Source organism: Celeribacter sp. SCSIO 80838 (genome assembly GCF_056498065.1).
Genome location: NZ_JAZKMA010000001.1, coordinates 1,449,752 through 1,470,866 on the forward strand (window position 1 = coordinate 1,449,752; position 21,115 = coordinate 1,470,866).

Annotated in this window: 19 protein-coding genes, 1 tRNA gene and 1 riboswitch; of the genes, 9 read left to right on the forward strand and 11 right to left on the reverse strand. The window is 57.5% G+C overall.

The window, feature by feature from the left end; all coding sequences use genetic code 11:
* Positions 1–8 precede the first annotated feature (8 nt).
* Positions 9–950, reverse strand: coding sequence for an MBL fold metallo-hydrolase (locus tag V1475_RS07255; protein ID WP_479412201.1), 942 nt, complete (start codon positions 948–950; stop codon positions 9–11).
* A gap of 89 nt (positions 951–1,039) precedes the next feature.
* On the reverse strand, positions 1,040–1,456 hold the full coding sequence (locus V1475_RS07260) for a metallopeptidase family protein (protein WP_479412202.1): 417 nt from the start codon (positions 1,454–1,456) through the stop codon (positions 1,040–1,042).
* A gap of 105 nt (positions 1,457–1,561) precedes the next feature.
* Here V1475_RS07260 and gltX point away from each other — a divergent pair, with 105 nt between their 5' ends.
* The 4 genes from gltX to gcvP all read left to right on the forward strand — a co-directional run bounded on the left by gltX (position 1,562) and on the right by gcvP (position 7,621).
* Positions 1,562–2,884 carry a glutamate--tRNA ligase gene (gene gltX, locus V1475_RS07265; protein WP_479412203.1) on the forward strand — a complete coding sequence of 441 codons (1,323 nt, stop codon included), beginning with the start codon at positions 1,562–1,564 and terminating at the stop codon, positions 2,882–2,884.
* A gap of 129 nt (positions 2,885–3,013) precedes the next feature.
* Positions 3,014–3,099, forward strand: a riboswitch (glycine riboswitch).
* Between the two features lie 132 nt (positions 3,100–3,231).
* Positions 3,232–4,371 carry a glycine cleavage system aminomethyltransferase GcvT gene (gene gcvT, locus V1475_RS07270; RefSeq protein WP_479412204.1) on the forward strand — a complete coding sequence of 380 codons (1,140 nt, stop codon included), beginning with the start codon at positions 3,232–3,234 and terminating at the stop codon, positions 4,369–4,371.
* Positions 4,372–4,402: 31 nt separating this feature from the next.
* Positions 4,403–4,762 (forward strand): glycine cleavage system protein GcvH, encoded by a 360-nt coding sequence (gene gcvH, locus V1475_RS07275; RefSeq protein ID WP_479413960.1) that lies wholly within the window; start codon positions 4,403–4,405, stop codon positions 4,760–4,762.
* A gap of 12 nt (positions 4,763–4,774) precedes the next feature.
* Positions 4,775–7,621 (forward strand): aminomethyl-transferring glycine dehydrogenase, encoded by a 2,847-nt coding sequence (gene gcvP / locus V1475_RS07280; RefSeq protein WP_479412205.1) that lies wholly within the window; start codon positions 4,775–4,777, stop codon positions 7,619–7,621.
* On the opposite strand, the gene V1475_RS07285 is transcribed toward gcvP, so the two are convergent.
* A complete protein-coding gene (locus tag V1475_RS07285) occupies positions 7,622–7,804 on the reverse strand; it encodes a hypothetical protein (protein ID WP_479412206.1) in 183 nt (60 codons plus the stop codon). It abuts the gene before it with no gap.
* A gap of 71 nt (positions 7,805–7,875) precedes the next feature.
* Between V1475_RS07285 and trxC the strand changes: the two genes are divergently transcribed.
* The 3 genes from trxC to V1475_RS07300 all read left to right on the forward strand — a co-directional run bounded on the left by trxC (position 7,876) and on the right by V1475_RS07300 (position 9,212).
* The gene (trxC, locus tag V1475_RS07290) at positions 7,876–8,337 is read left to right on the forward strand and encodes a thioredoxin TrxC (protein ID WP_479412207.1); all 462 of its coding nucleotides are present in this window, start codon (positions 7,876–7,878) and stop codon (positions 8,335–8,337) included.
* 60 nt (positions 8,338–8,397) lie between these two features.
* Positions 8,398–8,473: transfer RNA gene (locus tag V1475_RS07295), tRNA-Ala, on the forward strand.
* A 154-nt stretch (positions 8,474–8,627) separates the two neighbouring features.
* Positions 8,628–9,212, forward strand: coding sequence for a recombinase family protein (locus V1475_RS07300; RefSeq protein WP_479412208.1), 585 nt, complete (start codon positions 8,628–8,630; stop codon positions 9,210–9,212).
* Between the two features lie 73 nt (positions 9,213–9,285).
* Here V1475_RS07300 and V1475_RS07305 read toward each other — a convergent pair whose 3' ends face one another.
* From V1475_RS07305 to V1475_RS07340, 8 genes are all read right to left on the reverse strand, one after another.
* Positions 9,286–9,576 carry a type VI secretion system PAAR protein gene (locus V1475_RS07305; protein WP_479412209.1) on the reverse strand — a complete coding sequence of 97 codons (291 nt, stop codon included), beginning with the start codon at positions 9,574–9,576 and terminating at the stop codon, positions 9,286–9,288.
* A complete protein-coding gene (locus tag V1475_RS07310; protein WP_479412210.1) occupies positions 9,576–10,238 on the reverse strand; it encodes a hypothetical protein in 663 nt (220 codons plus the stop codon). Before V1475_RS07310 ends, V1475_RS07305 begins: the two co-directional genes overlap by 1 nt.
* A gap of 43 nt (positions 10,239–10,281) precedes the next feature.
* Complete coding sequence (locus tag V1475_RS07315; protein ID WP_479412211.1) at positions 10,282–11,142, reverse strand: hypothetical protein; 861 nt, start codon at positions 11,140–11,142, stop codon at positions 10,282–10,284.
* A gap of 13 nt (positions 11,143–11,155) precedes the next feature.
* Positions 11,156–11,857, reverse strand: coding sequence for a hypothetical protein (locus V1475_RS07320; RefSeq protein WP_479412212.1), 702 nt, complete (start codon positions 11,855–11,857; stop codon positions 11,156–11,158).
* Positions 11,845–13,920, reverse strand: a complete 2,076-nt coding sequence (locus tag V1475_RS07325; RefSeq protein WP_479412213.1) for a type VI secretion system Vgr family protein — start codon at positions 13,918–13,920, stop codon at positions 11,845–11,847. The genes V1475_RS07320 and V1475_RS07325 overlap by 13 nt, the downstream gene beginning before the upstream one ends.
* A gap of 202 nt (positions 13,921–14,122) precedes the next feature.
* Positions 14,123–16,999, reverse strand: a complete 2,877-nt coding sequence (locus V1475_RS07330; RefSeq protein ID WP_479412214.1) for a type I restriction endonuclease subunit R — start codon at positions 16,997–16,999, stop codon at positions 14,123–14,125.
* Positions 17,000–17,019: 20 nt separating this feature from the next.
* On the reverse strand, positions 17,020–18,210 hold the full coding sequence (locus tag V1475_RS07335) for a restriction endonuclease subunit S (RefSeq protein ID WP_479412215.1): 1,191 nt from the start codon (positions 18,208–18,210) through the stop codon (positions 17,020–17,022).
* Positions 18,207–19,781 carry a type I restriction-modification system subunit M gene (locus V1475_RS07340; RefSeq protein WP_479412216.1) on the reverse strand — a complete coding sequence of 525 codons (1,575 nt, stop codon included), beginning with the start codon at positions 19,779–19,781 and terminating at the stop codon, positions 18,207–18,209. The genes V1475_RS07335 and V1475_RS07340 overlap by 4 nt, the downstream gene beginning before the upstream one ends.
* Before the next feature lie 328 nt (positions 19,782–20,109).
* Between V1475_RS07340 and V1475_RS07345 the strand changes: the two genes are divergently transcribed.
* Together V1475_RS07345 and V1475_RS07350 are read left to right on the forward strand one after the other, a co-directional pair.
* The gene (locus tag V1475_RS07345; RefSeq protein WP_479412217.1) at positions 20,110–20,394 is read left to right on the forward strand and encodes a hypothetical protein; all 285 of its coding nucleotides are present in this window, start codon (positions 20,110–20,112) and stop codon (positions 20,392–20,394) included.
* Between the two features lie 292 nt (positions 20,395–20,686).
* The gene (locus V1475_RS07350) at positions 20,687–20,920 is read left to right on the forward strand and encodes a helix-turn-helix domain-containing protein (RefSeq protein WP_479412218.1); all 234 of its coding nucleotides are present in this window, start codon (positions 20,687–20,689) and stop codon (positions 20,918–20,920) included.
* The last annotated feature ends 195 nt before the right edge of the window (positions 20,921–21,115 follow it).

Below are 21,115 nucleotides of genomic sequence, written 5' to 3' on the forward strand. Positions count from 1 at the left end.
GGCTTTGATCAGCTCTCGATCATGGTTTGATAGCTGGCGGGGACATATTCGAAAACGCTGTCTTGCGCGCGCACATAGCCCAGAGCGGGGAAGGGCATGTGATAGCCGATGAAGGGCACGCGGTCGGCGGCCATCATGTCGAGCAGCTTGCGCCGGGTCTGCGCGGCGGTCGCCTTGTCGGCATCATAGAGCACCTCCCAGTCGGGATGGGCGAGGGAATAGACGTAATGATTGGCGAAATCCGCGCCGAGGATCAGGCGTTTGCCTTCGCTTTCGAGATGAAAGGCCATGTGACCGGGGGTGTGGCCGAAGGCCTCCATGGCGGTGATGCCGGAGACCACTTCGGAGCCCTCTTCGAGCAGGTCGAACTGGTCCTGAAGCGGGCGGATCTTGGCCTCGAAGCCGTCATTGCCGGACATATCCCAGTAATCCATTTCCACGGAGCCGGTGGCATAGGCGGCATTGGCGAAGACCGGGGCCTCGGCATAAATCCCGCCGATGTGGTCGCCATGCATATGGGTGATCACCACGCGGTCGACCTGATCGGGCGTGTAACCGGCGGCGGCCAACGCCGCGACGATGCCGTCCGGCGCAAGACCGGTGTCGAACAGGATCAGGTCTGAGCCGGTGTTCACGAGCGTCGGCGTGAAAAAGAATTGCGCGGCTTCTGGCGGGATGAAATTCGCCTCGGAGGCGGCGTCAAATTCTTCGTTTGTGGCGTTGAGGCCGAAAATCGTATGCGGATCGGGGACGGTGCGGGTGCCTGCGAGAAGCGTGGTCACTTCGAACGCGCCGAGTTTGAAGCGGCGGTAGGGGGCAAAACCTGCCCCCATCATCGGTGCTTCGGCACGGGCTGCAAAGGGCAGGGTGGCCGCGACGGGCAGGCTAGCGGCGCCGAGCAAGAGGTGGCGGCGGGACAGCTGAGGGCTGGTCAGGTGAGAAGTCTTCATTTGTGCGTCCTCCGGGTTTTGGAATTGATTTCGGAAAGAGTAGCACAGACCGGGAGCGCGCGAATGACATTTGCGTCAGGTGACGCGTGTCAGTCGTATTCCCACCATTTGTCGATGGTGGCGATGTCCTCGTCCGACCAGCCGAAATGATGCGCCAGCTCATGCACGGTGACATGAGCCACCATCTGCGACAGGGTCACATTGCCTCGCGCGCACCATTCATCGAGGATCGGGCGGCGGAATAGCCAGATCGTGTCCGGCGACATCGGCTGATCCATCGTTGATTTCTCGGTCATCGGGATGCCGGTATAAAGCCCGGTCAGCTCAAATGCGTCCTCGATGCCGATCTCGGCCAGAAGATCCTCGGGCGCGAAATCCATCACGGTCAGCGTCACATTCGAAGCGAGCACTTTGAACGCCGGGGGCAGATCGGCCATGGTCGCCCGCGCAATGTCCTCGATCAGATCGAGATCGGGCGCGGTGGCGTCGAGCAAGGGGGATGTCATCGCGGCGGTCTCCATTCGAATTTCCGTGATTTCCTGTGTCAGACTGCACCCGATATGGACTCTTGAGGCGTGATATGAAAGAGGGAGCGCAACAGGAGACAGAAAATGATCGTCACACGTTTCGCGCCCTCTCCCACGGGCTTTATCCATATCGGGAACCTGCGCTCGGCGCTGTTCAACTATCTGCTGACGCGGAAGGCCGGGGGGCAGTTCATCCTGCGTCTCGACGATACGGATCAGGTGCGCTCGACGCAGGAATATGCCGATGGCGTGCTCGAAGATCTCGAATGGCTGGGCTTTACCTGGGATCGGTTCGAAAAGCAGTCCGAGCGTCTGGACCGTTACGAGGAAGCGGCGCAGGAGTTGCGCGACAAGGGCCGGTTCTACGAGGCGTTCGAGACGCCGACGGAACTGGAGCTGAAGCGCAAGAAGCAGCTCAACATGGGCAAGCCGCCGGTCTATGACCGTGCCGCTTTGGCGCTCTCGGATGCGGAAAAAGACGCGCTGCGCGCCGAGCGTGGCGATGGGGTGTGGCGGTTCAAGCTGGATCAGAAGCGGATCGACTGGGAAGACGGCATCTTGGGGCCGATCTCCATCGATGCCGCGTCCGTGTCTGACCCGGTGCTGATCCGTGCCGATGGTCAGTTCCTCTATACGCTCGCCTCTGTCTGCGATGACATCGACTTCGGTGTGACCAACATCGTGCGCGGGGCGGACCACGTCACCAATACGGCGACGCAGATCCAGATCATCGAAGCACTTGGCGGCACCGTGCCGTCCTTTGCGCACCACTCGCTTTTGACCGGCCCGCATGGCGAGGCCTTGTCGAAACGTCTGGGGACGCTCAGCTTGCGCGATCTGCGCGAACAAGGCGTTGAGCCGATGGCGCTTTTGTCGCTGATGGCGCGGCTTGGGTCGTCGCAGCCGGTCGAGCTTCGGACCTCGATGGAAGAGCTGATCGAAGGCTTCGATCTGTCGCAATTCGGCGCGGCACCGACCAAGTTCGACAGTCAGGACCTCTTTGCCCTGACCTCCCAGATCAACCACGCGAAACCCTTCGCGGAGGTGGCCGAAGATGTGGCCGCCCTTGGCGTCCCCGCCGAGATCGCCGAACCGTTCTGGACCGTCGTGCGCGAGAACATCACCGTGAAAGCCGATATGGCCGGGTGGTGGGAGCTGTTCCGCGATGGTGCGACGCCGATGATTGCCGACGAGGACAAAGACTTCATCGCTCAGGCGTTCGAAATGTTGCCGGAGCCGCCCTATTCGGCCGAGAGCTGGAAAGACTGGACGACGGCGGTGAAAGAGGCGACGGGGCGCAAGGGCAAGGGCCTGTTCATGCCGCTGCGCAAGGCTGTCACCGGCATGGAACATGGGCCGGACATGTCCAACGTTCTGCCGTTGATGCAGAAAAAGCCGACGCTTTAAGCGTTTCTGTTCGAAAACAAACACAAAACCGCCGCCGGGTCGCCCGCGCGGCGGTTTTTTCATCTTCTGTTTCCGATCGGAAACTTTCCCGCTTGCCCCGAATCCGCGGCTCGCATAACGTCGCCACAACATCGTGCGTCGGGAGAAGGGGTGAACCCCTACCGAAGGAGCAACCGCCCCGGGAAACTCTCAGGTAAACGGACCTTCGCGCGGTCAACACTCTGGAGAGAGGGGTATTTTGCCTCCGCCGAAGGGATAACGATCTCAGGCACCAAGACAGAGGGGGCATCCGCGGGGAGACCTGTGTCACGATGCCGAGGTGCGTCGGCGAGATGCAAAGGGACGCTATGACCGATCTGACGACTGATCTGAACCGCACGCCGCTATATGAGTTTCATGTGGCTCGGGGTGCTAAAATGGTGCCTTTCGCCGGCTATGAGATGCCGGTGCAATATCCGCTGGGCGTGATGAAGGAACATCTGCACACGCGCGCGGCCGCCGGGCTGTTCGATGTGTCGCATATGGGACAGGTGATGCTCACCTCGCCCGAAGGGTTCGAAGCGCTGGCTCTGGCGCTGGAAAGCATTGTTCCTGTTGATGTTCTGGGGCTTAAACCGGCGCGGCAACGCTATGGGATTTTCACCAATGAGACTGGCGGCATTCTCGACGATCTGATGATTTCGAACACGGGGGACGGGCTTTTCCTTGTGGTCAATGCGGCCTGCAAGGCGGAAGACCTCGCACATCTCAATGCCAGCCTACCGGATCACGTGACGGTCACGGAAATCACCGACCGCGCGCTTTTGGCGCTGCAAGGCCCGGCGGCAGAGGCGGCTTTGGCGCGTCTGGTGCCGCAGGTGACGGAGCTGAAATTCATGGACAGCGTGCGGATCACCGTCGATGCCGTCGAATGGTGGATTTCGCGCTCGGGATATACCGGCGAAGACGGGTTTGAGATTTCGATCCCGGCGGAGATGGCCGTGAGCGTGGCCGAGAAACTCGTGGCGATGGAGGAGGTCGAGCTCATCGGGCTTGGCGCGCGCGACAGTTTGCGGCTTGAGGCGGGGCTCTGCCTTTACGGTCATGACATCGACACCATCACCTCTCCTGTGGAGGGCAATATTGCATGGGCGATGCAGAAGGTGCGCCGCTCTGGTGGCGCGCGGGCGGGCGGTTTCCCCGGTGCGGCGCGTATCCTGAATGAGCTGGACAAGGGTGCTGCGCGCAAGCGTGTCGGGCTTTTGCCGCAGGGCCGCGCGCCGATGCGCGAGGGCACGCCGCTGTTTGCCTCTGCTGACAGTGCGGACCAGATCGGGGTGATCACCTCCGGCGGGTTTGGTCCCTCGGTCGAGCGCCCCGTTGCCATGGGCTACCTGCCTGCTGCCTATTCCATGGACGGCACGGAAGTTTTCGCCGAACTGCGCGGCAAACGTCTGCCCGTGACGGTTGCGCCGATGCCGTTCCGCACCTCTACTTACAAACGTTGATCACTTAAGGGACCAAACTATGGCCGCTGATATCAAATTCACCGAAGAACACGAATGGCTCCGCGTCGAGGACGATCTGATCGTTGTCGGCATCACTGAACATGCCGCCGAGCAACTGGGCGATGTGGTGTTCGTCGAATTGCCGGAAGAGGGCACCACCGTGTCGAAGGACGACGAGGTTGTGGTGATCGAAAGCGTGAAAGCCGCCTCCGACATCCTGGCGCCGCTGGACGGCGAGATCGTCGAAGTGAACTCGCCGCTCGCGGACGATCCGGGCAAGGTCGGCGAGGACCCGATGGGCGATGCGTGGTTCTTCAAGATGAAGATCGAGGACATGTCCGCGCTCGACGATTTTATGTCGGAAGCGGAATACAAAGACTTTATCGGCTGAGGAACGCGTATCGTGGCCTATACCCCGTCGACCTACAACCCCTATGATTTCGCCAACCGCCGTCACATCGGCCCGTCTCCTGCGGAGATGGAAGAGATGCTGAAGGTGATCGGCGCGCGCTCGCTCGATGCGTTGATCGACGAGACCGTGCCGATGGCGATCCGCCAGATGGGCCCGCTCGATTGGGCGCCGATGACCGAGCATGAGGTTCTGGGCCATATCCGCAAGGTGGCCAAGAAGAACCTCGTGATGACCTCGCTCATCGGGCAGGGGTTTTACGGGACGGCCACGCCGCCCGCGATCCAGCGCAATATCTTGGAAAATCCGGCGTGGTATACGGCCTATACGCCCTACCAGCCGGAGATTGCGCAGGGGCGTCTGGAGGCTTTGCTGAACTTCCAGACCATGGTGTCGGATCTCACCGGCTTGCCGGTCGCCAACGCCTCGCTGCTCGATGAAGCCACCGCCTGCGCCGAAGCGATGACTATGGCGCAGCGCGTGTCGAAATCAAAAATGACGCGCTTTTTTGTCGATAAAAGCTGTCATCCGCAGAACATCGAAGTGATGAAAACCCGCGCTGCGCCGCTCGGGATCGAGGTGGTCGTGGCCGATCCGGCAAGCCTTGATCCGTCCAAGGTCTTTGGCGCGATCTTCCAATATCCGGGCACCTATGGCGATGTCACGGATTTCACCGACCAGATCGCTGCGCTGCATGAGGCGAAAGCCGTGGCGGTGATGGCGACCGATCTCATGGCGCTGACCATGCTCAAAGAGCCGGGCGCGATGGATGCCGATATTGCCGTCGGCTCTGCACAGCGGTTCGGCGTGCCTATGGGCTTTGGCGGCCCGCACGCCGCGTTCATGTCCTGCAAAGACGAGATGAAACGCTCCATGCCGGGGCGGATCGTCGGCGTTTCCGTCGATGCGAGTGGCAACCGCGCCTATCGCTTGTCGCTCCAGACCCGCGAACAACACATCCGCCGCGAGAAAGCCACGTCGAACGTCTGTACGGCGCAGGCTTTGCTTGCCGTCATGGCGTCTTTTTATGCTGTCTTCCACGGTCCTGCAGGGCTGCGCGCCATTGGCGAACAGATCCATGCCAAGGCGGTGAAACTGGCCGAAGGGCTCAAGGCCGAGGGTTTCAAAGTCGCCCCCGCAGCCTTCTATGACACGATTACGGTCGAGGTCGGCGCGATGCAGGGTGTGATCTTGCGCTCCGCTGTGGCCGAGGGGTTGAACTTGCGCAAGGTGGGCAAGGACCGGATCGGGATTTCCATGGACGAAATGGCCGATGACGAGGTGATCGCCAAGGTCTGGCGCGCCTTCGGGCATGAGGCGGCGGTGCCCAAGGGCTTCCCCGGTCTCGGTTTCCCGGAGAGCCTTGTGCGGGCCTCCGCCTATCTGGAACATCCGATCTTTGGTATGAACCGGGCCGAGGGCGAGATGATGCGCTATATGCGCCGTCTGGCCGACCGCGATCTGGCGCTGGACCGCGCGATGATCCCGCTCGGCTCCTGCACGATGAAGCTGAACGCGGCCGTCGAGATGATGCCGATCACATGGCCGGAGTTCAACGCCATCCACCCCTACGCGCCGGAGGACCAGTCCGAGGGCTATCGCACCATGATCGACGATCTCTCCGCGAAGCTGTGCGAGATCACCGGTTATGACGCCATGTCGATGCAGCCGAATTCCGGGGCGCAGGGGGAATATGCCGGGCTGTTGACCATTCAGGCCTATCACCGCGCCAACGGGCAGGGCGGGCGCAACATCTGCCTCATCCCGATGTCCGCGCATGGCACCAACCCGGCCTCTGCGCAGATGGTCGGTCTTAAGGTCATTGTGGTGAAAACCGCCGAGAATGGCGACATTGATCTCGATGATTTCCGTGCCAAGGCCGCAGCGGCGGGGGACAAACTCGCCGCCTGTATGATCACCTATCCTTCGACTCACGGCGTGTTCGAGGAGACGGTGAAGGATGTGTGCCGGATCACGCATGAATATGGCGGTCAGGTCTATCTCGACGGCGCGAACCTCAACGCTTTGGTGGGGCTCGCGAAACCGGGTGAGATCGGTTCCGACGTGTCGCATCTCAATTTGCACAAGACCTTCTGCATCCCGCACGGTGGCGGTGGTCCCGGCATGGGGCCGATCGGGGTCAAGGCGCACCTTGCCCGTTTCCTGCCGGGCGCGCCGGATGGCTCGGGCGATATGGGGCCGGTGTCGGGGGCGCAGTTCGGTTCTGCGTCCATCCTGCCGATCTCCTGGGCTTACTGTATGCTGATGGGCGGGCAGGGGATCACGCAGGCGACGAAAGTGGCGATCCTCAACGCCAATTATATCGCCGCGCGGCTCGATGCGGCTTTCCCGGTGCTCTACAAGGGCAAACAGGGGCGTGTGGCGCATGAGTGCATCGTCGATCCGCGTGGGTTTGAGAAAACCACGGGTGTCACGGTGGACGACATCGCCAAGCGCCTGATCGACAGCGGGTTTCACGCGCCGACCATGTCTTTCCCGGTGCCGGGGACGCTGATGATTGAGCCGACGGAGAGCGAGACCAAGGCCGAGCTTGACCGCTTCTGTGAGGCGATGCTGTCGATCCGTCACGAGATCGCACAGATCGAAAGCGGGGAGCTGCCGCAGGACAACAACCCGCTGAAACACGCGCCGCATACGGTCAACGATCTGGTTGCGGAGTGGGATCGTCCCTATCCGCGCGAACAGGGCTGTTTCCCGCCCGGCGCGTTCCGGGTGGACAAATACTGGCCGCCGGTCGGGCGGGTGGACAATGCCTATGGCGACCGCAACCTGATCTGCCTCTGCCCGCCGCCCGAAAGCTACATCGAAGCGGCGGAATGATCAGCGCCTCTTGCGCCGCAGGTCGTCTTCGGAAAACGAGATGCCCTGCGGCGCAAGCCATGCATTGAACCGCGCGATTTTCTCGTCCATCGAACAGGTATTGGTTTGCCGCGCCATCTCCTCGGCGTAGGCTTCGCGCAGGCGTGCCTGCTCGGCGGGGGCGATGTCTCGGAAAGGTGTCATTTTGGCCTCTTGAACCGGGTTCCGTCAGGGTACATATATTCTTTAACATGAATATGAAAAGGAGGCAGGCTATGGCCGCCATTCTTGACAAGACCGATGTGAAACTGGCCTGCCCGACCTGTGGTCAGGTCAACCGTGTACCTGTGGCAAAGCTTTCGGCCGGGCCGAAATGCGGCACCTGTGGTGAGCCTCTGATGTCCGGCAGAGTGTCGGAGCTGGACCCGAAGACGCTGAATGCCCTGTCGAAAAAGGACGATCTCCCGGTGATCGTCGATTTCTGGGCGCCGTGGTGCGGTCCGTGCCGGATGATGGCGCCGGAATTCGCGAAAGCGGCGCAGGAGCTGAAAGGCAAGGCGCGCTTTGCCAAGATCAACACAGAGGAGCACCCGACCGTCTCGATGAAAAACGGCATCCGCGGTATTCCGGCGCTGATCCTCTATCAGGGTGGCAAGGAAGTGGCCCGCATCGCCGGTGCGCGTCCGGCCCGCGATATTGTCGCTTTCGTGGAACAGAATGGCAAATTGCCCGCCTGAGCTTTCCACGCCGGGGTGCTTGACATCCCGGCGCAAAAAGTTCAAATCATCGGCGCAAGTGGGGTCGTAGCTCAGTTGGGAGAGCGCGTCGTTCGCAATGACGAGGTCGTCGGTTCGATCCCGATCGACTCCACCAATTTTTCCAATTGTCATTGGACCATAAGAGTGCATTTTGGGAGCACAAACGTGCATCTCAGTGTCAAGAAAATTCTGAGACACAAGATATAGTAGCTGTTTCGCAAGTCCAACACAAACACGCTCCGTTTTCAGCTCTCTCCGAAAGGTCTCCGATGTCCGAAAATCGCTATGGCGTGATCTCTGGACTGCGAAGCGCGGAGGATCGGCAGCTCGCGCTCGCACGGCTTGAAGCTGAAGGTATTCCGACGGATCAGATTTTCACGACCGATCCCGAAGAGCCAGATGCACCGCCCGTCTGGCTTAACGATCTGAGTGCAGACGCGGAACTCATCGCCCCGTCTCTGAGCGACCTCAACCTTTCAACACAGGGCATCGCCGCCACTGTGGAAGCTGCGAGGGAGTTGGGCATTCATATCCGCTGCCTTGATGAGGCATTCGACAGTCGAAACGATTGGCAGTCTCAAATCAACACTCTGCTGAGCGCTCTTAATCGCCTCGACCGCAAAGGCTTCTCCGACCGCACCAGGATCGCACTGCAAGAAGCCAAAGCTCGAGGTCAACGCTTGGGGCGCAAACCGAGCATGACAGATCTGCGAAAAGCCGTCGCCATCCAAATGATTGAGGCAGGGTACAAAGGGACAAAGATATGGAAAACCCTAGCGGTTCTTGAAGGCCCGCCGATCAGCCAATCAGCCTATTACCTCTGGCAGAAAACGTGGTTGGCTGAGAGGGAGTGATCAGACGAGAACGGCCCTTTACGGTCATTCAAGCCCCCCGTAACAAATGTCCGCTTTGGAGTTTACTTCCGCCTCACCCACCGATCAACACATCCCCCGACCCACTCGATACGCTGCCGCCGCAGTCGATGGCGTCGCCGACACGCCCCGCAGGTTTCCCGTTGATGAACACCGTTCCAGACCCGCCCGAGAGGCTACGCCCGTGCGGTGGGTGTTTGGGTTTGGAATGCGGCGCGAAACTGTCGCCTTGTCGGAGCGCAGGCTGGCCGTTGATGTAAACGTCCCCGCTCCCCGATGTGGCGGGCGTTGGCGGGAAGCCGTCGTGATCCGATCCTGTGTCGCCCTGTCGTCCTGCTGCTGGCATTATGCGCCCTCCCAGATGTTGTATTCCGTGCCTTTGATCGTCGCCGACCACGTCGCGATCAGAGCGTTCTCTTCCGCTGTGCGATCCGGTTTTTCGAGCATCCGCGATTTGAGAAACGCCGCGATCTGTGGCGGGGCGGTTTTCAGGCTGTCGAGCGGGATGTCGAATTTGAGCGCCCCCTGCACTGCGGCGATGCGGGCGCAGATGGCGAGGGTGTGGATTTCGGGGTCCTCGTGCTTGCGCGCCTCGGCGTTGAGGATGTCATGCAGGCTGTCGCTCACCGGCATGAGCGCTGGGTTGATGAAGCGGGCTGGGCGTTCGAATTCGGGGCTGGGTTTGAGCGGGAAACCGGAGGCATGCCAGCCTTCCCAGGTCTGTGAAAGTTCGGCATCTTTGCACCAGGAGAGGGCGATCGCGCCATAGACGGTCGGGCCGATCGATGAACACAGCCCGGACCATTTATCAGCAGGAATCTGCGCCATGCTATGGCACAATGTCCGAATATTGTGGGTAATTCTGCCCTCTTCAGGTAATAGTCCTCGGAGCGAAGTTTCCAATTCGTAAAAGAAGGCATGAAGTTTGCTCCAAAACCCAATTAATGTATAAGTTTTTTTTATCTTTTTGAAATGTTTTTGGTGTTCATTTGGCAGTGTGTCGCACATATTTTACTGGTCTTTTTACATTATGAGAATGGGGCATTTTAGTTCAGTTATGACCACGGCGAGTTTCTCCACGTTGAACGTTAGCAATACGTCGCGCCTCGGCGGCTTGTTGTGCTTCCTTTTGACGCTGTTCTTCGTTTTGTTCTCGCCGATCAATTAGAACAGCAACCGTAAAATCGACCACCGCACGGAGTGTTGACCGGTTAATGATGTCCAGAGATATCGGAACCGAATTTCCAACTGGATAATCAAGCTTGTATACTCTTTGTTCCGTACCATGATTGCCAAAGTTGAATTCATCTATTGAATTAGCTTGCATGATACTTGCCGCACTCCCGGGCGCAAAGCACATAATACTGCTAACATCTATTGTGCCACGCCAACCTGGCTCATAGCCTGGCAGGCGAATGCGTATGCGATAATTTGATGCGCTTGCACTCTGCGTTAAGATTGAGGAACTCATATTTACAGCATCAACTCGGTCTTGAAGATCTCCGATTACCCCCTCGACGGCTGGCCCCAGCCGACCAGCCAATGCATCAAGTCCCTCATTGATGATTGCAATACTGCCACCTTGGAAAACGATCACAGGCGTTCCGCTGAGGGCGTCAGACTCCTCAATCCGAAAATGCTGCGCGACACGTCGAAATTTTTTTGGGCCGATTGTGTCCGAGACATAGAGCCGGCCCATTGAAATAAAATCCGATTTTCCGAATATCGGCATATCGGTGAGCCAGTTTTCCTCAAAAGGCTCATCCCGACGAAACAACTCTTCTGTATTGGCCAAAACAGGCCGATCCGCATCCCTTTCAGGTAAGTTAGAAATGAAGGGGCCGTCCCCCCAGTCCTCTGGCAAGGCAATCAGAGGATTTCCAAAAAGGTCAACATCATCAACATCGGGCATTGTAGGTACCTATTCACTCAGGACTTGAAACACTCATGAAACCGTCAAGACGGTGCCTCCAATCGTCTTGGCGCTGCTGCGCTTCCGTGAGTTGCGGATTTATAATGCCGGAACAACTTCCCGGAAGTTCTCGCAGAATATCAATATCATGCTGATAGCCCATTAAATCCGTAGCCTGCGTGTCATAATTCTCCGAAAAATCACAAAATATTGGGCTATTTTGAATAATCGGCACAGAGTGCTGTTCCGTCACTTTTTGGAAGCAGCCCAACATATCGTCAGCAAACCGTTTACACCCAAGGTACATATAACCAAGGGCGATTGCATCATTGGCAAAACGTTCCTCCGGCGGGAGATCATATGTGTCCCGTCCTGAGAGTTCTCCGCTAGTTAAATTGACCAAATTTGCAATAGCCACAAGTTTATTCTGTTCGCCCCACACTCCCTGCTGCAATCCAATGATTGTGTTTGTGCGACATTGCGCGACAGCCTTGGAGGTCTCTCCGATCACCAAGCCCCGGATAAACCTCAACCACGTGAATGCATCCTCATAGGTTTTGGGATCAGGACTGCCCTGTTCACAAAAGAATTTTTCCGGATCGAATGCAGGGGGATCGAACTGTGGAAAGTCCGGCATCTTGTCTAGCGAAAACTCTGCCGTAACGGCCTGTACGCTTAATAGGACACCAATGAAAGCGGCTATTAGTTTAGACATATTTTGTCTCCGTTCATGATGATTTTGGTACCCGTCAACCGAATTTCACCATCCGGCGACAGGCTGAGTTCCGCATTCTGTGTCCGCAATAAAATTGCACCATCAGCAGCGATTGCGATATTACCTTTGGCGTATTGAGTCATGGATTGTCCAGAGGTCATGCGGATATCTTCTTGAGCTGCCATTGACACGGTTTCAACAGCAGTCGCGGAAATGCTTGCACTCGCTCCAATTGTTATCTCTTCGCCCGCCTGTAAAGCTACATCGGAGGCGCTGTTGAACACAATTGAGCCGGGACGTACGGATCTATGCTCCTGAGTATCACGGAGAAAGCTTTCAAAAGGTGTTTCAATTGTCCCGCCTGTTTGGAAAAAAGCTCCGCTTACAGGCTCTATTGGATTTGTTTGCCCGGTAGAAATTGCATAGGTCCCAAAGGTCGAATGCATGCGTCCTAATGCAGAAAATTCGGCGGTATACCCCATGCAAACCGAAGTAATATTCCGATTCACTTGCCGATGGCTGCTGGCGCCGATTTGTTCTGCTTTGTTATTAAGAATCCCTACATTCATATCCTTCTGGGCATGTACAAAAATCTCTTCTTTGCCCTTTTCATCCTCAAACCGAAGCTCGTTGAACCCTTCGCCCTCATGCGTATCCGTCCGGAACGTGCTCCGCGTCTTATGCTCTGGCAAATCATACGGCACCGCATTCTTGCCGTTATACACGCACCCTGTCACCAGCGGCTTGTCCGGGTCGCCGTCGAGAAATTCGACCACGACTTCCATGCCGATCCGAGGGATCACCATGCCGCCCCAGCCGTTGCCCGCCCAGCTCTGCGACACACGGCAGCGCATCGAATAGGCCGCGTCGAGGTCCCAGTGGAACTGCACCAGAATGCGCCCGTATTCGTCGCAGTCGATCTCGCCGTCGCCCACGACCACCGCGGTCTGAGGCCCTTTCACATCGGCGCGCGCGGTCTTCAGCTCCGGCACCAGAGGCGCGTCGGCGGGCAGCAAAACATAGCGCCCGGTGTAGGCATAGCCGTCGCCGACCTCGCCGCCGGAGCCGTAATTGTCCGACGTGTAGCTGTGATGCGCCACGAGGCACAGATAGTCCTCCCCCGTTCCCGGCAGAGGCTCGCCGCCAAGCGTCACCCGCAGCCCCGCGCCAAGCGCAGGAATATCGCCCTGCGCCTCAAAGCGCCGGTCCTGGCCGGTCTCGCCCTCCGACCGCAGCCGCGCGACCACATCGCCACGGCTCTGATCGAGGTAATCCCCCGGCCAGTCAAAGCTTTCGATCTGACCCTGAGCATAGCGCGAAGAAGATGAAGAATTGGTTTCCATCGCCGCGGTCGGCGTCTTGAAATTGTAATCCGTCAGCCGCACAGCCCCCGTCGTGATCCGCCGCGCCGGTCGCCACTCCCAGAAGTGCTCGATTTCCTCCTGGTGGTGGCCGTCATAGGGCTTGAACGGGCGCTCGCCGATGGTCGCGTGGCTCTCGACAATGTCAGTCAGAACCATCAGGTGCGAGCCGCTATCCTGTTCAAAATGATAGGAAATCCCGTGTCGCTCCATAAGGCGCGCCGCAAAATCCATGTCACTCTCGCGATACTGAACGGTGTATTCGAGCTCCGGGTAATCGCGCGTCAGCCGGGTCTCCATCTTGCCCGCCGAGGCATAGGCGCCGAGGAGCTCGGTGAGGATGTCGACCACGGTTTTATTGTGGAAAATCCGCTGGTTGCGGCGCAGAGAGGCAAGCCAGAACCAGGGTTTGAGGGTCAGGCGATAGCGATGCCCATTCTCGCCCGCGCCCATCCAGCGCGCTTCGGAAATGATGCCATCGAAAGGCTTGTCCGAACCGTCATGGGTGCGCAGCGTGACAGTGGCGTGAGTGCCCAAAAGCGCATCGAAATCAATATCATCGGCGGAGGCGAGGCAGTCGACGTGGTAGCTAAACACCCCGTTGACCCGCTCTTCCCCCTCGAACCGCATCAGGACCAAAACGTCCTCGCCCAAAGCGGTGGTCAGGCGACCCATGCGGGAGGTTTGGGAGAAGAAGTTCATGTGGAAAACCGGAATATTATAAATGTGTTAGGGCAACCTTAGTTTTGCGCAGGCTGAACTCAAGGGGAAAATGGAGAGAGTGGTGCCATGAGCGAGAGAACGTACATGTTGTGAACTGGCATACCCACAAACTGGACATTCGTGCGCCGAGCAACGAAAGTCCGCTTCCCGCCCTTGTAGTCGAGTTAAGAAACTCCACGCCCTAAATATCACCCATTCCCTCATCGAAGGTTTCGAGTAAGTCGACCATCCGTGTGACGATGCGCTCCGCAGAGGATTTGCGCTCAAGAATGCAGGGGATTTCGGTCATGATCGCAATCACCTCATCGGTCAGCGGGCGTTTGCCGGAAAACAGGTATGCTTCCAGCAATCCGGCGAAACCTTGACGATCCAGTTTTTCTTCTGTGCAAATCGTTTGGAACGCCGCTTCGCGCTTCTCTGCCCAGAATTCTTCGAACGTTGCAGTTGCTTGTTCGGCGCTTTTCATTATCGGCAGATAGGCCGTGATGAACTCCTCAATCAGTTCGCGCTTGCTGCGCAGGCGGGGCTCTGACCCGAGCAGATCGAGAATGGTCTTGGTCTTGCTCGCAGTATCCAGCGCGTCCTCGGCTTCCCGTTGCTCCGCGACGACAGAGGCCAGCAGGGCTAGGATATAGGCGACATTGATGTTGTCGCGCCGAATCAACTCAAGCTCAAAGTCGACCTCATTTAGAATGGAAGCCTTCTGGTCGTCATCTTGATCCGATTTCATGCGATCATGAATGTCGAGATACTTACTCTTGAAATCCTCGAAGCGCTGCGCGTCCAGAGAAAGGTCGTCATCGCTGAACTCGGTGAAACTGGTCAGCACGTTGCGGATTCGGATCAACTCGCGGAAAGCGCGCACGAAGGCGAGAATGTCGTCTTCTGAAACCAGCCTGTCCACGGCTGACGGCGTCGGTGCAATCTTGAGCAATTCCATCACCGCCTCGTTGAAGCGGTCAACGTACTCTTGGTAGGGCGCGATCAAGATTGTCTCGTCTGCATCCTTGTTCGAGAACAGAGCAATCGCTTCGTCCACCTTGGTCTTGAGGTTGCGGAAGCAGACGATATTGCCCTGCGATTTCTTCTGCCCGAGAATCCGGTTCGTGCGGGAAAAGGCCTGAATCAGCCCGTGATACCGCAAGTTCTTGTCGACATAGAGCGTGTTGCAGGTCTTGGCATCAAATCCGGTGAGGAACATGTTGACGACCAGCAGGATGTCGATGCCCTGACCGTCAATGAAATCTTTGCGGTCACGCCATTTCATACGTTTTGCCAGCGCCTTGTAGTAGACGTAAAAGGCCTTTCCGTCCTTCACGCTGTTGTTGGTGCCGAACATGGCGTTGTAATCAGCCACATAGCCAGCCAGCTTGTCCCGGCTGTGTTGGGTGGCCGCACTGACGGGGCCACCGGTGACATCGGGTTCGCCGATCAGCCCATTCGCGTCTTCATCTTCTTCATTCGCCGCGAAGGTGAAGATCGTGGCGACCTTCAGGTCATGTTTGCCCTCGGCCTTCTTGCGCTGAAACGCCTCATAGGTCTTGGTCAAAGCATCGACAGACCCTACGCACATGATGGCCGAGAAATCGCGGCTATGCGTCTTGCGGTCGTGGTTCTCGATGATCCAGTCGACCACACCGTCGATCCGTTTCTCGCTCTCGAAGAACTCCTTTAGGTCGAGGCCGGAAACCTCCTCATCACCAATGAATGTCCCGTCCTTGCGGCGGAGCTTGCCCCAGTACTCGACCGAAAACCGCAGCACGTTTTCATCCCGGATCGCGTCCGTGATGACATAGCGGTGCAGGCATTCCTCGAACAAGTTCGCGGTCGTCCGCTTTCCAATGGCGTTTTCTTTCAGGATCGGCGTGCCGGTGAAGCCGAACATCTGCGCCTTGGAGAAAAATGCCACGATATTCTTGTGGGTATCGCCGAACTGGCTGCGGTGGCATTCGTCGAACACGAATACGATCCGCTCATCCTTCAGCGCCTCCATCGCTGCTGCGTGGCGCTCGCGCGTGATGGCGGTGTTCAGCTTCTGGATCGTGGTCACCACGAGCTTGGTGTCGGGATCGGCCAGCTGGTCCACCAGCGCCGTGGTGTTGTCGGTGCCATCGACCGAACCAGGCGAGAAATAGTTGAATTCCTTCGTCGTCTGATAATCCAGATCGGCCCGGTCCACGACAAACACGACCTTGGCGACCTTCGGGTTCTCGACGATCACTTGACTGGCCTTGAAGCTGGTCAGCGTCTTGCCCGAGCCTGTTGTGTGCCAGATATAGCCGTTCTTGCGCCCCTTCATCACCCGGTCGAGGATCCGCTCGACGGCGTAATATTGATAGGGCCGTAGCACCATCAGCACCTGGTCGCTTTCGTGCAGGACCACGTATTTCGCGATCATCTTGGACACGAAACACTTCTCAAGAAAGGCGTCGGCAAAGGCCTCCAGCCGTGTGATCGGCGTGTTGTCCTCACCCGCCCAGAAGAACGTCTGCTTGAAATCCTGATGCCGGTTGTTGGCATAGTATTTCGTGTTCACCCCGTTCGAGATCACGAAAAGCTGCACATATTGGAACAGCGCATTGCCCGCGCCAAAGCTGTGGCGGTGATAGCGGTTGATCTGGTTGAAGGCCTCTTTCAGCTCGATCCCGCGTCGCTTCAGTTCGATCTGGATCAGTGGCAACCCGTTCACCAGCAGCGTCACGTCATAGCGGGTCTTGTAATGCCCTTCCTGCGTGATCTGATGCGTCACCTGATAGCGATTGCGGCACCATTCACGCCCGTTGAAGAACTGCACATAGGCCGTGGTGCCATCGTCGCGTTGCAGCGCCATGCGGTCGCGCAGAGTCTTGGCCTTCTCAAAGGTCGAGCCCTTGCCCAAATGGTTCAGGATGGTGCGGAATTCCCCGTCCGAGAATTGCAGCCCGTTATGCGCCTCAAGCTGCGCCCGTAGGTTGGCCTCCAACGCCGCATTGTCCGGGATGGCGACCGAGGCCCAGCCCAGATCGTTCAGACGCTGGATCAGGGCGGTTTCGAGCTGGGCTTCGGACTGGGTATTCATGAAAACCTCTGGGGCAAACCTTAAACGAATAGCTTTTGCAGAAGGCCCTTTTTGAAGGCCTCCATTTCAGAAATCTTTTGCGACAGAGCGTCTATCTTCCCGTCGAGGGCGGAGAGCGCTGAGGCGATCTTCTGTTGCTCGTCGGGGTGAGGAAGTTCTAAGGGGAAAGACATGAAAACGCCTTCCTGAATTCGTCGAGCCTTCCGACTTCCGTCAGCGGTTGAGCCGTAGCGCTCATAAAAATCACGACGGATGACATAGTTTAGCAAAAATTCCGGAACTACGGCGGAAGAGATGTCAAACGCTGGTAGGTCCGCGGTGCTTTCGAGACCGTCCAATTTGGGAGGGATGATTCCAAAGGCGCAATTTAGAAAGTCCAACTTACTGTAAATGAACTGCCCGGCCCGCCGCGTATAGTACCGGGTGGCGGCGCTTCCGGAACGGTCGGTTTCACGCACGCCTCGTGCCCATAGTTGGACCGAGAGCTTGCGTGCGGTATCGCCATAATTTCCTGTGATTTGACTGGGGGTCAGCACATCACCAATTGTTCTCTCCTCCCAATCTGGAAAGGCGCTGCCGTCGTCACGGGTAAAGCGCAGCTCGCGCGAAAACAGCCGCTGCATCAGCCCGCGCTTGTAGTCCTCCAGCGCGGTCTTCTTGTCGGTCAAAAGGGTGATCTTGCGGGAAGTGGCGTCGAGAAAGTCGGCGATACGCTTTTGCTCATCGCGCTCAGGGACGCGCGTCTTGAGCTTGAGAAAAGCGTCCTGCCCCAAGGTTTTGTTCCTGCCTGCGCCGCCTGGCGATGCAATCTCTAAAAGCATTTTGCCACGGGGCGTAAGAAGTAGTTGGCGGATGAAGGGTAGATAGCTTTGCCCGGCGTTCTCAAGAAACATCGGAAAGCGGTGAGAAGCGATGAAGCCTTGATCGTCGCTCGATGTCATCGCCACGGCCTGTTCCCACGCAAAGACAATGTTCAGAACCAGCGCGTCGGGAACAACATGAAAGACACGTTTATCACCGAGTTCCGCACCAGAGACAGGGGCTTTGTGAAATACGCCCCGACCATGCGAACGCACGCCGATTTCGCGGTAGGTTTCTTCCTGTTCGACTCTGACCGGATCGCTTGCGCGCTTTAACAAGCGTCCAATAGATTTTGTCTGCCACTCTCCCTTGAAACCCGGAAATCGCAGATCCGGCAGCGCCTTGCTCATCGCGGTGCCTCCAGCCCTAGTTCGGCGCAGAAAGCGGCAAGCTCTTCATCCACGTCCCGCATCAGAACATTGATCGCCTCTATTCGGCGCGTCACCCCTTCCAGATCGATAGGCGGTTCAGCCTCAAATGTGTCGACATAGCGCGGGATGTTCAGATTGAACTCGTTCTCTGCGATCTCGGCCAGCGTGGCGCGGTGACTGAACCGGTCCTCCTCGGCACGCGTCCGGTAGGCATCGACGATCCGTGTGACGTCCGTATCGCCCAGGACATTCTGGTTCGTTCCCTTCTGGAAACAGGTCGAGGCATCGACGAACAGCACGTCCTCGGTTTCCTTGCATTTCTTCAGCACCAAAATGCAGGTGGGAATACCCGTACCATAAAAGATGTTCGCGGGCAGGCCGATGACCGCATCCAGCCAATTGCGCCGGATCAGGAATTCGCGAATGGCCCCCTCGGCCCCGCCACGGAACAGCACGCCATGCGGCAGGATCACCGCCATGGTCCCGTCTTCGTCCAGGTGATGCAGCATGTGCTGGACAAAGGCGAAATCGGCCTTGGACGCGGGCGCGAGACGGCCATACTCTGCAAAGCGGTCGTCGCTTTCAAAGATCTTGTTGGCCGACCATTTTGCAGAGAATGGCGGGTTGGCGACGATGGCCTCGAAGGTCTGGCCCATATGCTGGGGGTGTTCCAGCGTGTCTTCCTGCTGGATGTCGAAATCGAGGTAATGCACCCCGTGCAGGATCATGTTCATCCGCGCAAGGTTGTAGGTGGTGCGGTTCAGTTCCTGCCCGACAAACTCGCCCACGGATTTGTTGGACCTTTTGTAGCCCAGTTCCCGCGCCACGCGCAGCAGCAGGGAAGCCGACCCGCAGGTTGGGTCATAAACCGAGCGCAGCCGTGCCTTGCCCGTGGTCACGATCTTGGCCAGCACGGTCGAGACCTGTTGCGGGGTGTAGAATTCGCCTGCTTTCTTGCCCGCGCCGGATGCAAACTTGCCGATCAAATATTCATAGGCATCGCCCAGAACGTCCGAATTCGAATTGGTCAGTTCAAAGTCGATGGAGTCCAGATGGGCGAGCACCTTGGAAATCAGCGTGTTGCGCGCCTCGTTGCTGCGGCCCAGCTTGCTGGAGTTCAGGTCGAGGTCTTCGAACAGGTTGACGAAATCCTCCTCGGACTCGTTGCCCATGGTGGATTTCTGGATGTTGTTCAGCGTGTCGGAAAGGTCGGCAAGGATGAAGCTGCCTGGCTCCGCCCCGCGCTTGGCGACCTCCGAGAACAGCTCGCGCGGGCGCAGGTAATAGCCGAGGCTGTCGATACAGTTTTCCTGCACGGCCCCGAGAATGCCTTGGTGGACCGGGTCGGTTTCGTCGAGCGAAGCGAAGGCAAGGCCTTCGGATTTGAGAAGCTCCTGATCAACGTAAATGTGCAGGCGTTCAGACAGGTATTTATAGAAAATAAAACCAAGGATGTAGTCGCGGAACTCGTCCGCATCCATCCGGCCGCGCAGTTCGTTCGCAATGTCCCAAAGCTTTTGCTCAAGCTTTTTCTTCTGTTCCTCGGTCACTTGTCCGCCCCTTGATTTTTCTGTCCGCGACCGTGGCAGCGCCGCAGTTCAAGGGGTGTTTACCCGCAAAATTGCTCGAACATAAAGGATTTTTGGCGGATAGGCTGAGTGTAGCTCGGCTTTTTCTGCGGTAGGTCAATTTGGAAATGAGTTCAGGCCTCCAATACGAAAGCCGGATCGAACTCAGCATGACGCTCAGCGTCAAACAGGGCTGTCTCATCCCGGCTCTTCGTGGTACGCAGACACATGACTTAGATTTTCCATCTCGCTCGCACGCCAACACGGACTTCTCCGTGGCCAGTGTCGTGCGCCGATGAAAGGAAAATCTATGGATCGTTCTAAACTTCCGCCACTCCAAGGCCGTCGTTTCGACGTTGAGACACTTCAATGCGACGCGTTGAAATTGGCGCGACAGGCCGACAAGGGGCCAACATTTTTGCGTCACAATGGCAGGATTGCCTATGTCGTTATGACAGAAGACATCTTCGATCAACTCTGGCCCGATCCGCGCAGAGCGTGGAGCGTTGATGAAATGCCGCTGCACATTCTCCAGCTCTTGGAGCAGGGCTTGCAGGACGCGTTGTCCTCGACAGGGGAAGATTCAGATACTTAAGAAACATATCAATGAGGCGCTGGCTGCGGATCGTCAGCGCTTCATTTTTTTAATCATATATCGGGGTCTTTGCGGAAGCGTCGTGCGGCCTCTGCAAAATCGTATCTATTTATGAACAAAGTATTTTTGTTGTCTCTGCCGCTTTCAGAGAAGGTTTCCTCGGTGATTATTGGGCGCTTTCCACGGTGATAATGCATTTATTTTCAGTGGCTTATTTGAATTTCGCGCTTGACCCGATTCGCAATATCGGTGATTCTCTCCACCGATAAAACACGGTGTGAAAGGGGATGGCATGCGCGTCGATAGGGTGCGGCATGAGCGGATCAAGTGCGCCTTGCGCATTTCTGGCTCTAGCTTTTCTGACATCGCGGCAGAACTGGGGATCAAGCCCCATTCCGTCTCTGAAGTCAGTTTGGGCACATCGCGCTCGCGGCGTGTCGAGCGCGCACTTGCGATGGCTTTGTCCACCCCCGTCGAGACACTGTTTGATGACAGGTATGGAGACCAACATGATCTAGAGACGTAAGATACTAATCATCCAAAAGCATCGAGAGCAATCCCCTGTCGTTACGATAGAGGGCGTGTCTTTATGCATGTGGTTTGAATAGGGTGAGACCTTGGATCTTGCGAACCCAAGGCCTCTTAAAATCGATTAGCGCCGATTTCTCTATTCATCTCCCACATCCAGCGAATTGTCAACCTTTCGACGGCGTCTGCGCCG

Coding starts and splice junctions, on each gene's coding strand:
- gcvT (WP_479412204.1), top strand. CDS start 3,232: ATGACCGATCTGACGACTGATCTGAACCGCACGCCGCTATATGAGTTT.
- V1475_RS07315 (WP_479412211.1), bottom strand. CDS start 11,142: ATGCCCGATGTTGATGATGTTGACCTTTTTGGAAATCCTCTGATTGCC.
- V1475_RS07325 (WP_479412213.1), bottom strand. CDS start 13,920: ATGAACTTCTTCTCCCAAACCTCCCGCATGGGTCGCCTGACCACCGCT.
- V1475_RS07350 (WP_479412218.1), top strand. CDS start 20,687: ATGCGCGTCGATAGGGTGCGGCATGAGCGGATCAAGTGCGCCTTGCGC.
- V1475_RS07330 (WP_479412214.1), bottom strand. CDS start 16,999: ATGAATACCCAGTCCGAAGCCCAGCTCGAAACCGCCCTGATCCAGCGT.
- V1475_RS07345 (WP_479412217.1), top strand. CDS start 20,110: ATGGATCGTTCTAAACTTCCGCCACTCCAAGGCCGTCGTTTCGACGTT.
- V1475_RS07300 (WP_479412208.1), top strand. CDS start 8,628: ATGTCCGAAAATCGCTATGGCGTGATCTCTGGACTGCGAAGCGCGGAG.
- V1475_RS07320 (WP_479412212.1), bottom strand. CDS start 11,857: ATGTCTAAACTAATAGCCGCTTTCATTGGTGTCCTATTAAGCGTACAG.
- gltX (WP_479412203.1), top strand. CDS start 1,562: ATGATCGTCACACGTTTCGCGCCCTCTCCCACGGGCTTTATCCATATC.
- V1475_RS07260 (WP_479412202.1), bottom strand. CDS start 1,456: ATGACATCCCCCTTGCTCGACGCCACCGCGCCCGATCTCGATCTGATC.
- V1475_RS07335 (WP_479412215.1), bottom strand. CDS start 18,210: ATGAGCAAGGCGCTGCCGGATCTGCGATTTCCGGGTTTCAAGGGAGAG.
- V1475_RS07255 (WP_479412201.1), bottom strand. CDS start 950: ATGAAGACTTCTCACCTGACCAGCCCTCAGCTGTCCCGCCGCCACCTC.
- V1475_RS07285 (WP_479412206.1), bottom strand. CDS start 7,804: ATGACACCTTTCCGAGACATCGCCCCCGCCGAGCAGGCACGCCTGCGC.
- V1475_RS07305 (WP_479412209.1), bottom strand. CDS start 9,576: ATGCCAGCAGCAGGACGACAGGGCGACACAGGATCGGATCACGACGGC.
- V1475_RS07310 (WP_479412210.1), bottom strand. CDS start 10,238: ATGTGCGACACACTGCCAAATGAACACCAAAAACATTTCAAAAAGATA.
- trxC (WP_479412207.1), top strand. CDS start 7,876: ATGGCCGCCATTCTTGACAAGACCGATGTGAAACTGGCCTGCCCGACC.